Source organism: Paraburkholderia phenazinium (assembly GCF_900100735.1).
GTDB classification, from domain to species: Bacteria; Pseudomonadota; Gammaproteobacteria; order Burkholderiales; family Burkholderiaceae; genus Paraburkholderia; species Paraburkholderia phenazinia.
The window spans coordinates 217,194-232,031 of the sequence record NZ_FNCJ01000005.1 but is presented as its reverse complement, the minus strand read 5'-3'; the positions used below and the strand labels follow the sequence as shown (position 1 = coordinate 232,031).

Genomic DNA, 14,838 nt, shown 5'->3' with positions numbered 1-14,838 from the left:
CCCGCCTTTATGCACGCACCGTGAGCGCCCCCTACCCCGTACCCGACGACCGCCCGCCCTGCCCCGGCTATCCGCCGTCGCTCGGCGAATCGCGGCTGCTGACGGACGAGGAATTGCGCGCCTCGCTCGAATGCGCGCTGCGCGACTGGGACCGCAAAAGCGATCTCTGGCTGTTCGGCTATGGCTCGCTGATCTGGAATCCGGGCATGCCGACGGTCGAAGCGACGCGCTCCAAGGTGCACGGTTATCACCGCGGCCTGTATCTATGGTCGCGCGTGAACCGCGGCACGCCGGAGCAGCCCGGCCTTGTGCTGGCGCTCGACCGCGGCGGCTCGTGCACCGGCATTGCGTTCCGGCTCGCCGCCGAGGGCGCGATGCCGCATCTGGAGACGCTATGGCGCCGGGAAATGGCGATGGGCTCGTACCGGCCAGCCTGGCTGCCATGCAACCTCACGGACGGCCGCCGGGTCGACGCGCTCGCCTTCGTGATGCGCCGCGACGTGCCGACCTACACCGGAAAGCTGGCCGATGAGGTGGTGCAAACGGTGTTCGGCTGCGCCAGCGGCCGCTATGGCACGACGCTCGACTACGTGAGCCGCACCGTCACCGCATTGCGCGAGAGCGGTATGCCAGACCGTGCGCTCGAAGCGCTGCTGGCGCGCTGCCGCGAAGCGGAGAGCGACGGCGGCTAAATGGTGAGGCTGACACTCCGTACGGCTGAGGCTGAGCGCCGGCTGAGCTGATCTGCCGACCCGGCTGAGCAGCACGCGCCTCGTCACATGGGGCCGCCCGCCACGACCACACTGCCTTACACTGAGCTTGCGCGGCGGATTTTTGCTCCACCGCCCCTCGGGCGGATTTATCCGTTAGCATTGAACCAGGCCCTGCGCATGCGGCGCCACCGTTTGTCTCGCCGGCGAGTGCGCGGGGACACGGTCCTGCCATGTGCGTGGTGTATCCTTAACGCTCTGCAACAGCGCGCCCAGACTTGCCGGGCGCACCACCATGAACGACACGTATCCCAGTCGACACCGAACTAGCGACAAACCACAGGAAAAACGCTCCCTGCTTGAGCGTCTGACCGACTTCATCTCGCCCGAGCCTGAATCTCGCGGCGAACTTCTGGAAATCCTTCAGGACGCGCACGAGCGCAACCTGATCGACGCGGATTCGCTGTCGATGATCGAAGGCGTTTTCCAGGTCTCCGAACTCTGCGCGCGCGACATCATGATCCCGCGCGCCCAGATGGACGCGATCAACATCGCGGAAACGCCGGCGGAGTTCATCCCCTTCGTGCTGGAGAAAGCGCACTCGCGCTATCCGGTCTACGAAGGCAACCGCGACAACATCATCGGCGTGCTGCTCGCCAAAGACCTGCTGCGTTACTACGCCGAAGAGGAATTCGATGTACGCGGCATGCTGCGCCCCGCCGTGTTCATTCCGGAGTCCAAGCGCCTGAACGTGCTGCTGCATGACTTCCGCGTGAACCACAATCACATTGCGATCGTCGTGGACGAGTACGGCGGCGTCGCGGGCCTCATCACGATTGAAGACGTGCTGGAGCAGATCGTCGGCGACATCGAGGACGAATACGATTTCGACGAGGAGAGCGGCAACATCATCGCCTCGCCGGACGGCCGCTTCCGCGTGCGGGCGCTGACCGAGATCGAGCAATTCAACGAAGCGTTCGGCACGCATTACTCGGACGAAGATGTCGACACGATCGGCGGACTCGTCACGCATCGTTTCGGGCGCGTGCCGCATCGCGGCGAGAAGGTGCGCATCGACGACCTGATCTTCGAGATCCTGCGCGGCGACGCGCGGCAGATTCACATGCTGCTGGTACGCCGCGATCCGCTCGCGGGCCAGCGCGAGCGCGACGCGCAGCACGTGCAGACCTGATCTCTTCTCTTTTCCTCAAAACGACCACGCAATAATGGCCGACTCGATCACCTCCCGTCTGCGCCGTAGCGTGGCGTCCACCGTCGCGCAAGCGCCGGGCCGAACGATGCCGCGCTGGCACTACCTCGTCGCACTCCTCGCGGGTGCGGCGAACACGCTGTCGTTCGCACCGACGCCACATGGCGGCTGGCTCGAACTGGTGGTGTTCGTGTTTTTCTTCGCGTGGCTTACCCGTACTACCGGGTGGAAAAGCGCGGCATTGACCGGCGGCGCGTTCGGCTTCGGCAACTACGTCACGGGGGTGTGGTGGCTGTACGTCAGCATGCACCACTACGGCGGGATGCCCGCGCCGCTGGCGGGCGCGGCGCTGGTGTTGTTCTCGCTGTATCTCGCGGTGTATCCGGCGCTGGCGGCGGGAGTGTGGTCGTTCTGTGCGGGGCACGCGCAAAACGGCGTGCGAGATGACAAGCCGTTTTCACCGACTTGGCACGGTGCGTTTGCATTCGCTAGCGCATGGGCGCTCGGCGAATGGCTGCGCGGCTATGTGTTCACGGGGTTTCCGTGGCTTTCGAGCGGCTATGCGCAGGTCGATGGACCGCTCGCCGGATTCGCGCCGGTGGCGGGTGTGTATGGCGTAGGCTGGATGTTGGCGCTGGTCGCGGCGCTGATCGTGCAAGCGCTACTGCGTGTGCGTGAACCTGCCGAGGCGGCCAGGGGCGCCTCACGAGCCAGCCGCGTGCTGCCGGCGGCCGTGGTCGCGGTGGCGCTGATCGCAGCCGGAATGTTGCTGCCTCTCGTCGCGTGGACCGTGCCGTCTAACGCACCGCTGAACGTGCGCCTGCTGCAAGGCAACGTCAAGCAGGAAATGAAATTCGAAGAGGCCGGCATGGTCGCCGCCATCAACGAATATCAGCAGATGATTACCGCGAAGCCGGCCGACCTGGTGGTGACACCGGAGACCGCGATTCCGGTCGTCATCCAGGAACTGCCGGAGCCGTTTGCTTTGGCAGTTCGCAAGTTTGTCGATTCCACCGGGACATCAGTGATTTTCGGTGCGATCGGCGGGACCATTACGCCGGAAGGCCGGTTGGTCGACTATACGAATAGTCTCTTCGGCATCACGCCGGGCTCGCATCAGCTGTACCGCTACGACAAGCATCATCTGGTGCCGTTCGGTGAGTTCGTGCCGTGGGGCTTCCGCTGGTTCGTGAACTTGATGAATATTCCGCTTGGCGACTTTGCTCGTGGGGCGCCGGTGCAGAAGCCGTTTCTGGTGCATAACCAGCCTGTGGCTGTCGATATCTGCTACGAGGATATTTTTGGCGAAGAGATTGCGCGCTCGATTCGTGAGAGTGATACGCCGGCGGGGGTGTTGATCAATTCGACCAACCTCGCGTGGTTCGGCGATACGATCGCGCTCGATCAGCATTTGCAGATTGCGCGGATGCGGTCGCTAGAGACGGGAAGGCCGATGTTGCGGGCGACGAACACCGGGACCACGGCTGCGATTGATGCACACGGGAAGGTGCTTGCGCGGCTTGCGCCTTATACGGTTGGGTCGATTGATGTGACCGTGCAAGGGACGTCGGGGAATACGCCGTATGTGACCAGCGGCAATAACACCGTTCTGGCGGTTTCGCTGCTGTTTCTCGCGTTTGGGTTCGCGTTTGGGCCGGGGATACGGCGACGAAACGGCGAAGGTTGATCAGGGTGGCGCTCTCTTAGAAAGAGCGCCATTTTTTTGCCCAATCATAGGACCTTAAAGGAGAGCCTCCAGACCCTTGCGGTCCACCAGGCTGAGCAGTTTCAGCGATGGACCGTTCGGCCGCTTCTGCCCCTGCTCCCACTTCTGCACCGTCGAGGCACTAGTGTTCAGGCATGCCGCGAACACCGCCTGGCTGGTCTTGCTACGCTGACGCAGCCGCCTGATCTGCGCGGCACTGTAATCCTTTACTGGCGGCAGGCACAGCGCGTCGAACTCCCGCAGCGTAACGGCATCCATCGTCCCGGCCCGGTACAGCCCGTGCGCTGTTTCATGCAACGCCTTCAGCAGTTTGTCACTCATGGCTCTTTATCTCATGCAACTCGCCCGCGCGCAGCGCCTGGGCCAGCGTACGCGCGTCATAACCAAGCAGCTCCGACGCCATCAGCTTCAGCGTCAGCAGTCCCTTGTGGCTCACGTCGGCTCGCTCGTTCTTCGCAAACCCGAACACGAAGAAGGCCCGCTCACCCTTCCGATACGCCAGCAGCGTGCGCAGCCCGCCGCGTTTGCCCCGTCCGTCGACACCGACTCGCTTCTTGAACACGTGTGCGCCCAGATTCGCATCGATCAGACCTCGGTCCGCCTCCTCCAGCGCCCCCACCCCCACCCCGCCCCCAAAAATCCTCACCCCCCGCCCTTTCCGTTAAAATCTCTGGTTTAGCACTTTGCTCCACGGCCGCCTCGCGCGCCCCGGCGCCTGCGGCGCGGCCTCCATGCCCGAAAGGCACTTCATGCTCACGTTTCAGCAAATCATCCTGACGCTGCAATCCTATTGGGACAAGCAGGGTTGCGCGCTGCTCCAGCCGATCGATATGGAAGTCGGCGCGGGCACCTCCCACGTCCACACTTTCCTGCGCGCGGTCGGCCCGGAGCCGTGGCGCGCGGCGTACGTGCAGCCGTCGCGCCGCCCCAAGGACGGCCGTTACGGCGAGAACCCGAACCGCCTGCAGCACTACTACCAGTACCAGGTGGTGTTGAAGCCGGCGCCGGAAAACATCCTCGACCTGTACCTCGGCTCGCTCGAAGCGCTCGGCTTCGACCTGAAGCAGAACGACGTGCGCTTCGTGGAAGACGACTGGGAAAACCCGACGCTCGGCGCGTGGGGCCTCGGCTGGGAAGTGTGGCTGAACGGCATGGAAGTCACCCAGTTCACCTACTTCCAGCAGGTGGGCGGTCTGGACTGCAAGCCGGTGCTCGGCGAAATCACCTACGGGCTCGAGCGTCTGGCCATGTATCTGCAGAAGGTCGAGAATGTCTACGACCTGGTGTGGACCGAGTGGGAAGAGCAAGGCCCGAACGGCCCGGAATTGCGGCGCCTCTCGTACGGCGACGTGTACCACCAGAACGAAGTCGAGCAGTCCACCTACAACTTCGAGCACGCGAACACCGATCTGCTGTTCACGTTCTTCAACAGCTACGAAGCGGAAGCGAAGCGCATGATGGAAGTGCCGCTCGCATTGCCGGCCTACGAACTGGTGCTGAAAGCCGGCCACACGTTCAACCTGCTCGACGCCCGCGGCGCGATCTCGGTCACGGAGCGCGCGGCGTATATCGGCCGGATTCGTAACCTGTCGCGCCAGGTGGCGCAGGCTTACTACGAATCGCGCGAGAAGCTCGGCTTCCCGATGCTCGGCAATCCGGTGCACGGAGTGCCCGGTCTCACGACCGACGAACAGGACGCCGCGATGCCCGCCTGGGCGCCGCCGCTCAAAGTAGAACGCAAGATCGACGCGGACTGACGAGAACACGAACACATGACTCATCCCCAACACGCCACCCTCCTCGTCGAACTGCTGACTGAGGAATTGCCGCCCAAGGCGCTCGCGCGCCTCGGCGACGCCTTCGCCGAAGGGATCGCCCAGCGCCTCGCCGCGCGCGACCTGATCGAAGGCGAGCTGTCGTTCGAACGTTACGCCACGCCCCGCCGTCTCGCGGTCACGATCAAGAACGTGCGCAGCGTCGCGCCGGAAAAGCAGGTGCGCGAGAAAGTGCTGCCGGTGTCCGTCGCGCTCGATAAGGACGGCCAGCCCACCGCGCCGCTCGCCAAGAAACTCGCCGCTCTCGGCTTCCCCGATTTCTCGGTGAACGACCTCGAGCGCGCCTCGGATGGCAAGGCCGACGCTTTCTTCCTGCGCTATGCCGCGCCGGGCGCCACGCTCGCCGAAGGCCTGCAAGCGGCGCTCGACGAAACGTTGAACGTCTCGAAGCTGCCGATACCGAAGGTCATGACCTATCAGCGTCCCGACGGCACCAATATCCAGTTCGTGCGCCCGGCGCATCGCCTGACGGTGTTGCATGGCGAACAGGTGGTGCCGGTTACGGCGCTCGGCATCGACTCCGACGACACCACGCTCGGTCATCGCTTCCTCTCCGACGGTCTGGTGGCGATCCAGCACGCCGATACGTATGCAGAAACGCTGCATCACAAGGGTCGCGTGATCGCGGGTTTCGCCGACCGCAAGGAAGACATCCGCACCCAACTGCTCGCGCAGGCCGAGGGCGACCAGGTGGTGATGCCTGAAGCGCTGCTCGACGAGGTGACCTCGCTGGTCGAATGGCCTGTCGTCTACACCTGCCGTTTCGAGGACGAATTCCTGCAAGTGCCGCAGGAGTGCCTGATCCTGACCATGCAGACGAACCAGAAGTACTTCGCGCTGACCGACGCCAACGGCAAGCTGCGCTCGCGCTTCCTGATCGTCTCGAACATCGAGACGGCAACGCCGGGCGACATCATCGAAGGCAACGAGCGCGTGGTGCGCCCGCGTCTGGCCGATGCGAAATTCTTCTTCGAGCAGGACAAGAAGAAGCCGCTGGCGGACCGCGTGCCGCTGCTCGCCAACGTCGTGTATCACAACAAGCTCGGCTCGGCCCTGCAACGCGTCGAACGCGTCGAAGCCCTGGCTGGCGCGATTGCCACGCTGATGGGTACGGATGTCGCGCTCGCGAAGCGCGCCGCTCTGCTCGCCAAGGCCGATCTGATCACCGACATGGTCGGCGAATTCCCCGAGCTGCAAGGCACGATGGGCACGTACTACGCGCGCCACGACGGCGAGCCGGAAGAAGTCGCGCTTGCCTGTACCGAACACTATCAGCCGCGCTTCTCCGGCGACGCGTTGCCGGCCACGGCAACCGGCACGGTCGTCGCCCTGGCAGACAAGCTCGAAACGCTGGTCGGCATCTGGGGCATCGGCCTGCAACCGACGGGCGAGAAAGACCCGTTCGCACTGCGCCGTCACGCGCTGGGCGTGCTGCGGATTCTGGTCGAGAAGCAGTTGCCGGTCGATCTCGTCGAGCTGTTACGCACCGCCTACGCACAGTTCGCCGCGGTGCCGAACGTCGCTGACTCGACGCAAGCCATCTATGATTTCTGCATGGACCGTCTGCGCGGCCTGTTGCGCGAACGCGGCTACTCGGCCGGTGAAATCGACGCGGTGCTGGCGCTGAACCCCACGCGCCTGAACGACGTCGTCGCGCGTCTCGATGCCGTGCGCGAGTTCTCGGCGCTCACCGAAGCCGCCTCGCTCGCCGCTGCGAACAAGCGCATTTCGAACATCCTGAAGAAGTCGGACGGCGCGCCGGTGGGTGGCGTGCAGGTCAATCTGCTCATCGAAGCCGCGGAAAAAGCCTTGCACGCGCAGCTCGAACAGGTCGCCCCGCGCGTCCAGTCGCAACTGGCGGCACATGACTATACGGGTGCGCTTACGGCACTCGCCGCTCTGCGCGAACCGGTCGACACGTTCTTCAACGACGTAATGGTCAACGCCGAAGACCCGGCGTTGCGCGCTAACCGTCTGGCCTTGCTCGGCGCACTGCATCAGCAGATGAACTGCGTCGCCGACATTTCCAGACTCGCAGCCTAACCGACGCAACCAGGCGCCCGCGCTATGCCGAGCAACCCTAAAAAAGTCGTCGTCCTCGACCGCGACGGCGTGATCAACGTCGATTCGGACGCCTTCATCAAGTCGCCGGACGAGTGGGTCGCGCTACCCGGCAGCCTCGAAGCGATTGCCCGGCTCAACCAGGCCGGCTATCGCATCGCGATTGCGACCAACCAGTCGGGCATCGGCCGCGGCCTGTTCGACATGAACGCGCTCAATGCGATGCATCTGAAGATGCACCGCATGGCTGCAGCGGTCGGCGGACGCATCGACGCCGTGTTCTTCTGCCCGCACACGGCCGAGGATCACTGCGAATGCCGCAAGCCGAAACCCGGCATGCTGAAGATGATTGCCGAGCGCTTCGAAGTGGATCCGAAGGGCACGCCGGTCGTGGGCGATTCGCTGCGCGATCTGCAAGCGGGAGCGGTGCTCGGCTTCGCGCCGCATCTGGTGCTGACCGGCAAGGGCCGCAAGACGCTCGCTGCCGGCGGCCTGCCGGAAGGCACCAAAGTCCACGACGACCTGCGCGCCTTCGCGCTCGACTTTCTCGCCACAGAACAAGCCTGACGCGACCTGAGCGCGTCCTTAACACTGACTGCCCCGCCCCGATGCGCTTCCTCCGTTCGCTGCTGCTGCTGGTCTTCCTCGTGGTCTACACGATCCCCTACGCGATCGCCTGCTTCATCGCTTTCCCGTTCATGCGCGCCGAGCGCCGCTACTGGATGGCGGCCGGCTGGTGCAGCTCGACGCTCGCCGTGGTGCGCCGCCTGAACGGCATCGACTACCGGATCGAGGGCTTCGAGAATCTGCCTGACGGCCCTGCCGTGCTGCTGTCGAAGCATCAGTCGGCCTGGGAGACGGTTGCGTTCCCGGCGTTGATGCCGCGGCCGCTGTGCTATGTGTTCAAGCGCGAACTGCTGTACGTGCCGTTCTTCGGCTGGGCGCTCGGTCTGCTGAAGATGGTGCATATCAACCGCAAGGACGGCAAGTACGCCTTCGAATCGGTCATCACCCAAGGCAAGACACGCATGGAAGAAGGCGCGTGGGTGATCATGTTTCCGGAAGGCACGCGCACCCGGACCGGCACGCAAGGCAAGTACAAAACCGGCGGCGCGCGCTTCGCGGTGGCGACCGGTGCACCCGTCGTGCCGATCGCACACAACGCAGGACGTGTGTGGCCACGTAACTCGTTTCTCAAATATGCGGGTATAGTCACAGTGTCGATCGGCAAGCCGATCGAGACGAAGGGGCTCACGCCCGATGAAGTGAACACGCGCGTCGAAACGTGGATCGAAGCGGAGATGCGCCGCATCGATCCTGCCGCGTACCGTGCTGAAGCCGGCACGTCCGCCGCCGCTCGAATCTGACGCGCCCACGCCCTCGAAGGCGTATTAGCGCCGGGGCGTATTGCCCGAAGCCGAAACCGATGCAGAAGTCTCCCACGCCGCAGCCCGCTGCGGCGCTCGATAGCCGGCAACTCGATCTGCCGCTCTTCGCTGAGCCGGCCCTCCCGCCGTCCACGCCGCCTTCATCGCAGAAGCCGGACGCCCCTCGCGCGCCCGACGGCTCGAAGCTGCGCAGCCTGACGCTCGGCAACCAGACGCTCCACTATCAGCTCAAGCGCTCCTCGCGCCGCTCGATCGGTTTTGCGATCGACAGCAGCGGCCTGATGATCACTGCACCACGTTGGGTCACGCTGGCCGATATCGAAACCGCCATCAGCGAAAAGCAACGCTGGATCTTCACGAAGCTGATCGAATGGCAGACGCGTGTCGAGCAGCGTGCATTACCGCAGGTCGACTGGAAGGACGGCGCCGAAGTGCCGTACCTCGGCCAGCCGGTGCGCGTGATGCTTGGTGCGCCGCAAGGCACGCTCGCCTTCGATGCCGAGCAGGCCGCACTCGCACTACCGTTGCCGTTGCAAGCCGACCCGCAGCAGATCAAGGATCGCGTACAAGGCTGGTTGCAAGGCGAAGCGAAGCGCCTGTTCGGCGAACGGCTGGCGATCTACGCAGAGAAGTTGGGGGTGAGTTATCGCGCCTACGCGCTCTCGTCAGCGGCGACGCGTTGGGGCAGTTGTTCGAGCGACGGCAAGATCCGCCTCAACTGGCGGCTGATTCACTTCCCGCTGTCGATCATCGATTACGTCGTCGCGCACGAGCTCGCGCATCTGCGCGAGATGAATCACAGCCCGCGTTTCTGGCAGACCGTCGAGTCGATTTTTCCGGAATTCCGCGAAGCGCGGCAGACGCTCAAGCACCATCCGCCCGAGTTGCTGCCTACGCTGTGAAGTCGAAGTGCTGCAGCGAAGCGTTCATTCCGCGCAGAACGTTTCCTGCAGATGCAGCCACCGCACCGTGCCGTGCGCGTCCATTTCCAGCACCGCTGTCGAGCGCCGCAGGTTGCGGCTGTGCTCGCCGTCGGACTGTCTTTCGTTGTACCGCACCACCGCCCCGCCCGGGTATTGGACGATGATCGCGCTGTCCGTAATCTGGATTTCGAAGTTCGGCCGCTGCCCGCCGTGCTGCGCGAAAATCTCGCGCAGCGCCGGCCAGTCCAGCGTCGCGCCGTTCGGCAGGATCATCGAAAACTGCGCAGAGAAGTGCGCCATCAGCCGGTCCAGCGCACCCGCTTGCGGTGCACCGGTGTACCACGCCTGAACCTCGGCGTTGACCGTCTGGATCTCGTCAAAGTAGGGATTCGCTTCGCTCATCGTTGCTGTCCGTGGTTGCCGCCGGCCTGCGCAGAACGCGGCGCGCCGCTCGCGCGAAGCTTATTTTTTCTTCTGAATGAACTCGATCTTGTAGCCGTCCGGATCGGTGACGAAAGCGATCACGGTGGTGCCGTGTTTCATCGGGCCGGCTTCGCGCACAACGGTGCCGCCTTGCGCCTTGATCTTGTCGCAGGCTGCATAAGCGTCTTCGACTTCGACCGCGAGGTGACCGAAACCGCTGCCGAGGTCATACGACTCGGTGTCCCAGTTGTGGGTCAGTTCGAGCACGGTGCCGTCGCGCTCGTCGGTATAGCCGACGAAGGCCAGCGTAAACTTGCCGTCCGGATAGTCATCGCGGCGCAGCAATTTCATGCCGAGCAATTCGGTGTAGAACTTGATGGAACGGTCCAGGTTGCCAACCCGGAGCATGGTGTGAAGAAGGCGCATCGCGTACTCCCTATTGCTTGATGTCGAGGACGTAAATGTACCCGGAATCGCGCAATATTGCTGAGAGCCGGGCCGGCTCGTGCGCCTCTGCCCGGCTCTTCGGCAATCACACCTGCGTAGCCTGTGTGTGTGCTTGCGCCTGTGCCTCGTCGCGCAAGGCACGCCGCAATATCTTGCCGACGTTGGTCTTGGGCAACTCGCTGCGGAACTCGATGATTTTAGGCCGCTTATAGCCGGTGAGCTGTTCCTTGCAGAAAGCGAAAATGTCCGCTTCCGTGAGCGCCGGATCGCGCTTCACGACAAACAGCTTGACCGCCTCCCCTGCCTGCTCGTCCGGCACGCCCAACGCGACCACTTCGAATACGCCCGGATGCTTCGCCACCACGTCCTCGATCTCGTTCGGGTAGACGTTAAAGCCCGACACCAGAATCATGTCCTTCTTGCGATCGACGATTTTCACAAAACCGGCCGCGTCCATCACGCCGATATCACCCGATTTGAAGAAGCCGTCTGCGCTCATGGCGCGCGCGGTTTCCTCGGGCCGGTTCCAGTAACCGGCCATCACCTGCGGTCCGCGAATGCAGATTTCGCCCGGTTGGCCGAGGGGGACCTCGTTGCCCTCATCGTCGCGAATCGACACCTCGGTCGACGGCAACGGCAAGCCGACCGTGCCGGTGAATCCGATGGCCGTCGGCAGGTTGATGCATGCGCACGGCGCGGTTTCCGAGAGGCCGTAGCCCTCGGCAATCGGCACCCCGGTCAGCGCCTGCCAGCGTTGCGCAACCGCTTGCTGCACCGCCATGCCGCCACCCGTGGACTGCACCAGCTTCGAGAAATCGAGTGTGGCGAAGGCGGGATCGTTCAGCAGGGCGTTGTACATGGTGTTGACGCCCGGAAACGAATTGATCGCATAGCCCCGCAGCGTCTCGATCATGCCGGGGATGTCGCGCGGATTGGGGATCAGGATTCCCATGCCGCCGCAGCGCATCGCCAGCAACGCGCAGACCGTCAGTCCGAAGATGTGATAGAGCGGCAACGCGACCACGACGATGAACTGGCCGATGTCAGTGCGGCCCCGATACGCCGGCTCACGCCACAACTCGGATTGCAGGACGTTGGCGATCAGGTTGCGATGCAATAGCGTCGCGCCCTTCGATACGCCGGTCGTGCCGCCGGTGTACTGCAGCGCCGCGACTTCGTCAGCGCTGACCTGTACACGAGCGAATCCCGACTCGGCGCCCTGGGCGAGCGCGTCGCTCAGGCTCACGCGCGTGTTCGGCTGCGCATGTGAGTGCGAGCTTACGTGCGAAAGCGGTTGTGCTTGCGGGCTCGCTGGCGAATCGTCATGCTCGACGCCGGCCTGCGTAGCGAACGTGAGTGGCGTCCCCATCATCTCGGCGACGGAAGTCACCACCACATGCCGCACCGCCGTGCGTGCCTGCACGGCCTGCAAGGTGGCGGCGAAAGTGTCGAGCACGACAATCGCCTCGGCGCCGCTATCGGTCAACTGATGCTCAAGCTCACGCGGCGTATACAACGGATTCACGTTCACGACGACGTAGCCGGCGCGCAGAATCGCCGTCATCGCGACCGGGTACTGCAGCAGGTTCGGCAACATCACGGCGATCCGCGCACCGCGCTTGAGCCCCTGCGCCTGAAACCAGGCGGCAAGGTGGCGCGATTGTTCGTCGAGCGCAGCGTAGGTCAGCTCGCGTCCCATGCAAACATAGGCACACCTTGTGGCGTACTCGCGAAAACTGCGTTCCAGCAGATCGCCGATGGAACCGTAGGGTGTCATGTCGATCTCCGCCGGCATGCCGGGTGGATACGATTTCAGCCAGACCTTTTCCATTTCCTCCATTCCTCCTAGTGCAGGTTATGCGGATTCGCGCAAACTCTAGCGGCTTGCGAGCGCCGGCATGCGCTGCGCCGGGCGCTCGAAGCTATCGAAGAATGCGCGCAATTGTTCAGGTGTGCCATGCTCCAGCGCAATTTTTTCGCTCGCGATACCGGCATACATCGCGCAGCCCACCGCGCAATACACCCGCTCGGCCACCCGGTAGATACGCTGCGCCATGCGACGGGAATGCTCGGTGAGCCGGGCGGTACCGTCGGCGCGGCAATCGCGAAGGCCAGGTTGACACCAGCGTCGAAGGCGACGTCGAGCGGATCGCCGACGTGCGGCACATCAAAGGCAGGATTGCGAATCATCTCCGGACAACAACGGCTCATACAGTGTCTCCTTGACGGAGGCAAGCAGTTCAGTCTGCTCCTTGCAATCGGAAACGGAATTCTTGTTCCGTTTTATGGTTAAAAAAATCAGCCGTTCGATAAACCGAGGCAACGGCGAAACGCCGCCTGCAGCCATGGACGCAGGCGACGGCTGGAGAGCGACAGCGGCCCCGGATCGTTCAGGATGCTGTTCACCAGCAGGCCGTTGATCATCTGCACAGAGGCACGCACTTCGAACTCGAGCGCCGCCGCTTCGGCAGGCGGCGCACCGCGAACCGCGAGCAGCGCCTCGACGAGGCGCGGCACCAGCAAGGCCAGCGCCTCGCGATTGGCTTCCTTGGCAGCATCCCAACTCGGCTTGAGCTGAGACGAGCGCAGCAGGGAGGCGTGGTACAGGCCGCGGTTGCGCCGGAACACCAGGACGTAGAACGCCACTAGTGCATCGGCGAGTGCACCGGCGTCACTGGAACGCCATACCGGATCGCGCTCCAGCATGTCGTGCACGTAATCGAGACCTTCAGCCATGACCTGGTCCTGCACCACCTCGAAGAACGCGTCCTTGTTGTCGAAGCGGCGGTAGAACGCACCGATCGAGGTATCCGCGCGCTCGACAATATCGTTGATGGACAGGTCGTCGAGATTGCCGCTTGCCTCGATCAGCTCGCGGCCCGCTTGCAACATCCTGGTGAGGCCGAGCTGGCTGCGGGTCTGACGCGGCGCCGCGATGGCAGAGGAAGATTCGCGCTTGCGCGCTGGCGTGCTTGTCATGCGGCTTTCAACTTCGTCTCAAGGCAGAGGAGGCGTGATCCCCGGTCTGCCGCGCCAGCAGCGCACAGGCAAAACCGGCCGGCCCCGAAAAAACGGAATCCGGATTCCGAATCGTGGTGGATCGGCCGGGCTTTGTCAACCGCACTCAGGGTAGATCCTGGGTCGGCGCGTCCTGCTCCAGCAGTTCCTGGGCGGCGTGATTGGCCTCGCTCATGATCTGCTCGGCCAATGCCAGCGCTGAGCTAGCCGCGGGCGACGGGGTGCGCTCGGCCAGATAGACCAGCGCGAATTCGAGGCTCAGGCGCGGCGGATTGGTAAGCACAATCGGCGCGAGCCGCCGCGTTTCAAGATCGCGCCGCACCGACGACCCGGTGGCGAACAATACCGCGTCCGTCTGGGCCACGACCTCCTTGAGAACAGCGACATCGTTGCATTCCACCTGCACGGGGATTTGCTCGTGCGCCCGGTATTTCAGCAGGCGATGCACCGCATCTTTCATGAACGCGGGCAAGGTCACCGAGACCAGCGGAAACTCGCGCAAGGCGGCAAGCGGAACAGGCCCGCGTGCCAGCAGCGGATGCCCCGGGCGGGCGAACCACCCGCCGTCGTGGCGCGGCAAGCGTTGCATCGCGACATCCGGTGTGACCGGCGGCACCCGGCGGTCCGTCACCAGAAAGTCGACCTGCTCGGCGCGGAGCTTGCCAATCAGCGCATCGCCTTCGCCCAGTTCAATCGAAACCTTGATCTTGGGAAAGCGCCGCGAAAATTCGACCAGCAGATCGGGCAGCAGCACGACGGCAGTGTAGGGACCGAGACCGATGCGCACCTCGCCCAGCTCGTGCGCCTTGAGCAGCTCGACATCGCGGAACAGGCAGCGCGTCTCGAACAGCACGCGGCGCGCACGCTCGACCAGCAAGCGGCCGGCTGCGGTCATCGCGACACCCCGCGCGGCCCGGTCGAACAGCTTCATGCCGAGCTCATCCTCCAGCGCCTGAATGCTGCGGCTCAGCGCGGGCTGGCTCAGATGCACGCGCTCCGCGGCGCGCGCGAAGCTGCCTTCCTCGGCGAGGGCGATCAGGTGGGTCAGCCGGCGGGAGTTGATCTCATGCATGTTTTGCAAGGTTCCGATAACCAGA

Annotated in this window: 16 protein-coding genes; 8 read left to right on the top strand and 8 right to left on the bottom strand. The window is 64.0% G+C overall.

Annotated features, from left to right (window positions below; all coding sequences use genetic code 11):
* Nucleotides 1-20: 20 nt before the first annotated feature.
* The 3 genes from BLQ92_RS13775 (at nucleotide 21) to lnt (ending at nucleotide 3,607) form a co-directional block, all read left to right on the top strand.
* Entirely contained in the window at nucleotides 21-692 is a 672-nt protein-coding gene (locus BLQ92_RS13775; RefSeq protein WP_090685051.1) for a gamma-glutamylcyclotransferase, read from the top strand.
* 313 nt (nucleotides 693-1,005) lie between these two features.
* Nucleotides 1,006-1,902 (top strand): CorC family transporter, encoded by an 897-nt coding sequence (locus BLQ92_RS13770; protein ID WP_090685050.1) that lies wholly within the window; start codon nucleotides 1,006-1,008, stop codon nucleotides 1,900-1,902.
* Nucleotides 1,903-1,936: 34 nt separating this feature from the next.
* The gene (gene lnt, locus BLQ92_RS13765) at nucleotides 1,937-3,607 is read left to right on the top strand and encodes an apolipoprotein N-acyltransferase (protein ID WP_090685049.1); all 1,671 of its coding nucleotides are present in this window, start codon (nucleotides 1,937-1,939) and stop codon (nucleotides 3,605-3,607) included.
* Between the two features lie 54 nt (nucleotides 3,608-3,661).
* On the opposite strand, the gene BLQ92_RS13760 is transcribed toward lnt, so the two are convergent.
* Nucleotides 3,662-3,967, bottom strand: a complete 306-nt coding sequence (locus BLQ92_RS13760) for a helix-turn-helix domain-containing protein (RefSeq protein ID WP_090685048.1) — start codon at nucleotides 3,965-3,967, stop codon at nucleotides 3,662-3,664.
* The gene (locus BLQ92_RS13755; RefSeq protein ID WP_090685047.1) at nucleotides 3,960-4,292 is read right to left on the bottom strand and encodes a type II toxin-antitoxin system RelE/ParE family toxin; all 333 of its coding nucleotides are present in this window, start codon (nucleotides 4,290-4,292) and stop codon (nucleotides 3,960-3,962) included. The genes BLQ92_RS13760 and BLQ92_RS13755 overlap by 8 nt, the downstream gene beginning before the upstream one ends.
* A 103-nt stretch (nucleotides 4,293-4,395) precedes the next feature.
* Here BLQ92_RS13755 and glyQ point away from each other — a divergent pair, with 103 nt between their 5' ends.
* Genes glyQ through BLQ92_RS13730 form a run of 5 tightly spaced genes read left to right on the top strand, consistent with a single transcriptional unit; the run spans nucleotide 4,396 to nucleotide 9,832 of the window.
* Nucleotides 4,396-5,403: a glycine--tRNA ligase subunit alpha gene (gene glyQ / locus BLQ92_RS13750; protein ID WP_090685046.1), complete on the top strand. Its 1,008-nt coding sequence runs from the start codon at nucleotides 4,396-4,398 to the stop codon at nucleotides 5,401-5,403.
* A 15-nt stretch (nucleotides 5,404-5,418) separates the two neighbouring features.
* A complete protein-coding gene (glyS, locus tag BLQ92_RS13745) occupies nucleotides 5,419-7,524 on the top strand; it encodes a glycine--tRNA ligase subunit beta (RefSeq protein WP_090685045.1) in 2,106 nt (701 codons plus the stop codon).
* A 24-nt stretch (nucleotides 7,525-7,548) separates the two neighbouring features.
* Entirely contained in the window at nucleotides 7,549-8,109 is a 561-nt protein-coding gene (gene gmhB, locus BLQ92_RS13740) for a D-glycero-beta-D-manno-heptose 1,7-bisphosphate 7-phosphatase (RefSeq protein ID WP_090685044.1), read from the top strand.
* Nucleotides 8,110-8,150: 41 nt separating this feature from the next.
* Nucleotides 8,151-8,909 carry a lysophospholipid acyltransferase family protein gene (locus BLQ92_RS13735; RefSeq protein ID WP_090685043.1) on the top strand — a complete coding sequence of 253 codons (759 nt, stop codon included), beginning with the start codon at nucleotides 8,151-8,153 and terminating at the stop codon, nucleotides 8,907-8,909.
* A 59-nt stretch (nucleotides 8,910-8,968) separates the two neighbouring features.
* Nucleotides 8,969-9,832, top strand: coding sequence for a M48 family metallopeptidase (locus BLQ92_RS13730; RefSeq protein WP_090685042.1), 864 nt, complete (start codon nucleotides 8,969-8,971; stop codon nucleotides 9,830-9,832).
* Nucleotides 9,833-9,856: 24 nt separating this feature from the next.
* On the opposite strand, the gene BLQ92_RS13725 is transcribed toward BLQ92_RS13730, so the two are convergent.
* The 6 genes from BLQ92_RS13725 to BLQ92_RS13700 all read right to left on the bottom strand — a co-directional run bounded on the left by BLQ92_RS13725 (nucleotide 9,857) and on the right by BLQ92_RS13700 (nucleotide 14,813).
* A complete protein-coding gene (locus BLQ92_RS13725; RefSeq protein ID WP_090685041.1) occupies nucleotides 9,857-10,255 on the bottom strand; it encodes a DUF4440 domain-containing protein in 399 nt (132 codons plus the stop codon).
* Nucleotides 10,256-10,315: 60 nt separating this feature from the next.
* Nucleotides 10,316-10,702 carry a lactoylglutathione lyase gene (gene gloA, locus BLQ92_RS13720; protein ID WP_090685040.1) on the bottom strand — a complete coding sequence of 129 codons (387 nt, stop codon included), beginning with the start codon at nucleotides 10,700-10,702 and terminating at the stop codon, nucleotides 10,316-10,318.
* Between the two features lie 106 nt (nucleotides 10,703-10,808).
* On the bottom strand, nucleotides 10,809-12,554 hold the full coding sequence (locus BLQ92_RS13715; RefSeq protein ID WP_090685039.1) for a long-chain-fatty-acid--CoA ligase: 1,746 nt from the start codon (nucleotides 12,552-12,554) through the stop codon (nucleotides 10,809-10,811).
* A gap of 45 nt (nucleotides 12,555-12,599) precedes the next feature.
* The gene (locus tag BLQ92_RS13710) at nucleotides 12,600-12,779 is read right to left on the bottom strand and encodes a hypothetical protein (RefSeq protein WP_090685038.1); all 180 of its coding nucleotides are present in this window, start codon (nucleotides 12,777-12,779) and stop codon (nucleotides 12,600-12,602) included.
* A 242-nt stretch (nucleotides 12,780-13,021) separates the two neighbouring features.
* Nucleotides 13,022-13,702 (bottom strand): TetR/AcrR family transcriptional regulator, encoded by a 681-nt coding sequence (locus BLQ92_RS13705; protein WP_090685037.1) that lies wholly within the window; start codon nucleotides 13,700-13,702, stop codon nucleotides 13,022-13,024.
* Nucleotides 13,703-13,847: 145 nt separating this feature from the next.
* Nucleotides 13,848-14,813, bottom strand: coding sequence for a LysR family transcriptional regulator (locus BLQ92_RS13700; protein ID WP_244106042.1), 966 nt, complete (start codon nucleotides 14,811-14,813; stop codon nucleotides 13,848-13,850).
* Nucleotides 14,814-14,838 lie beyond the last annotated feature (25 nt).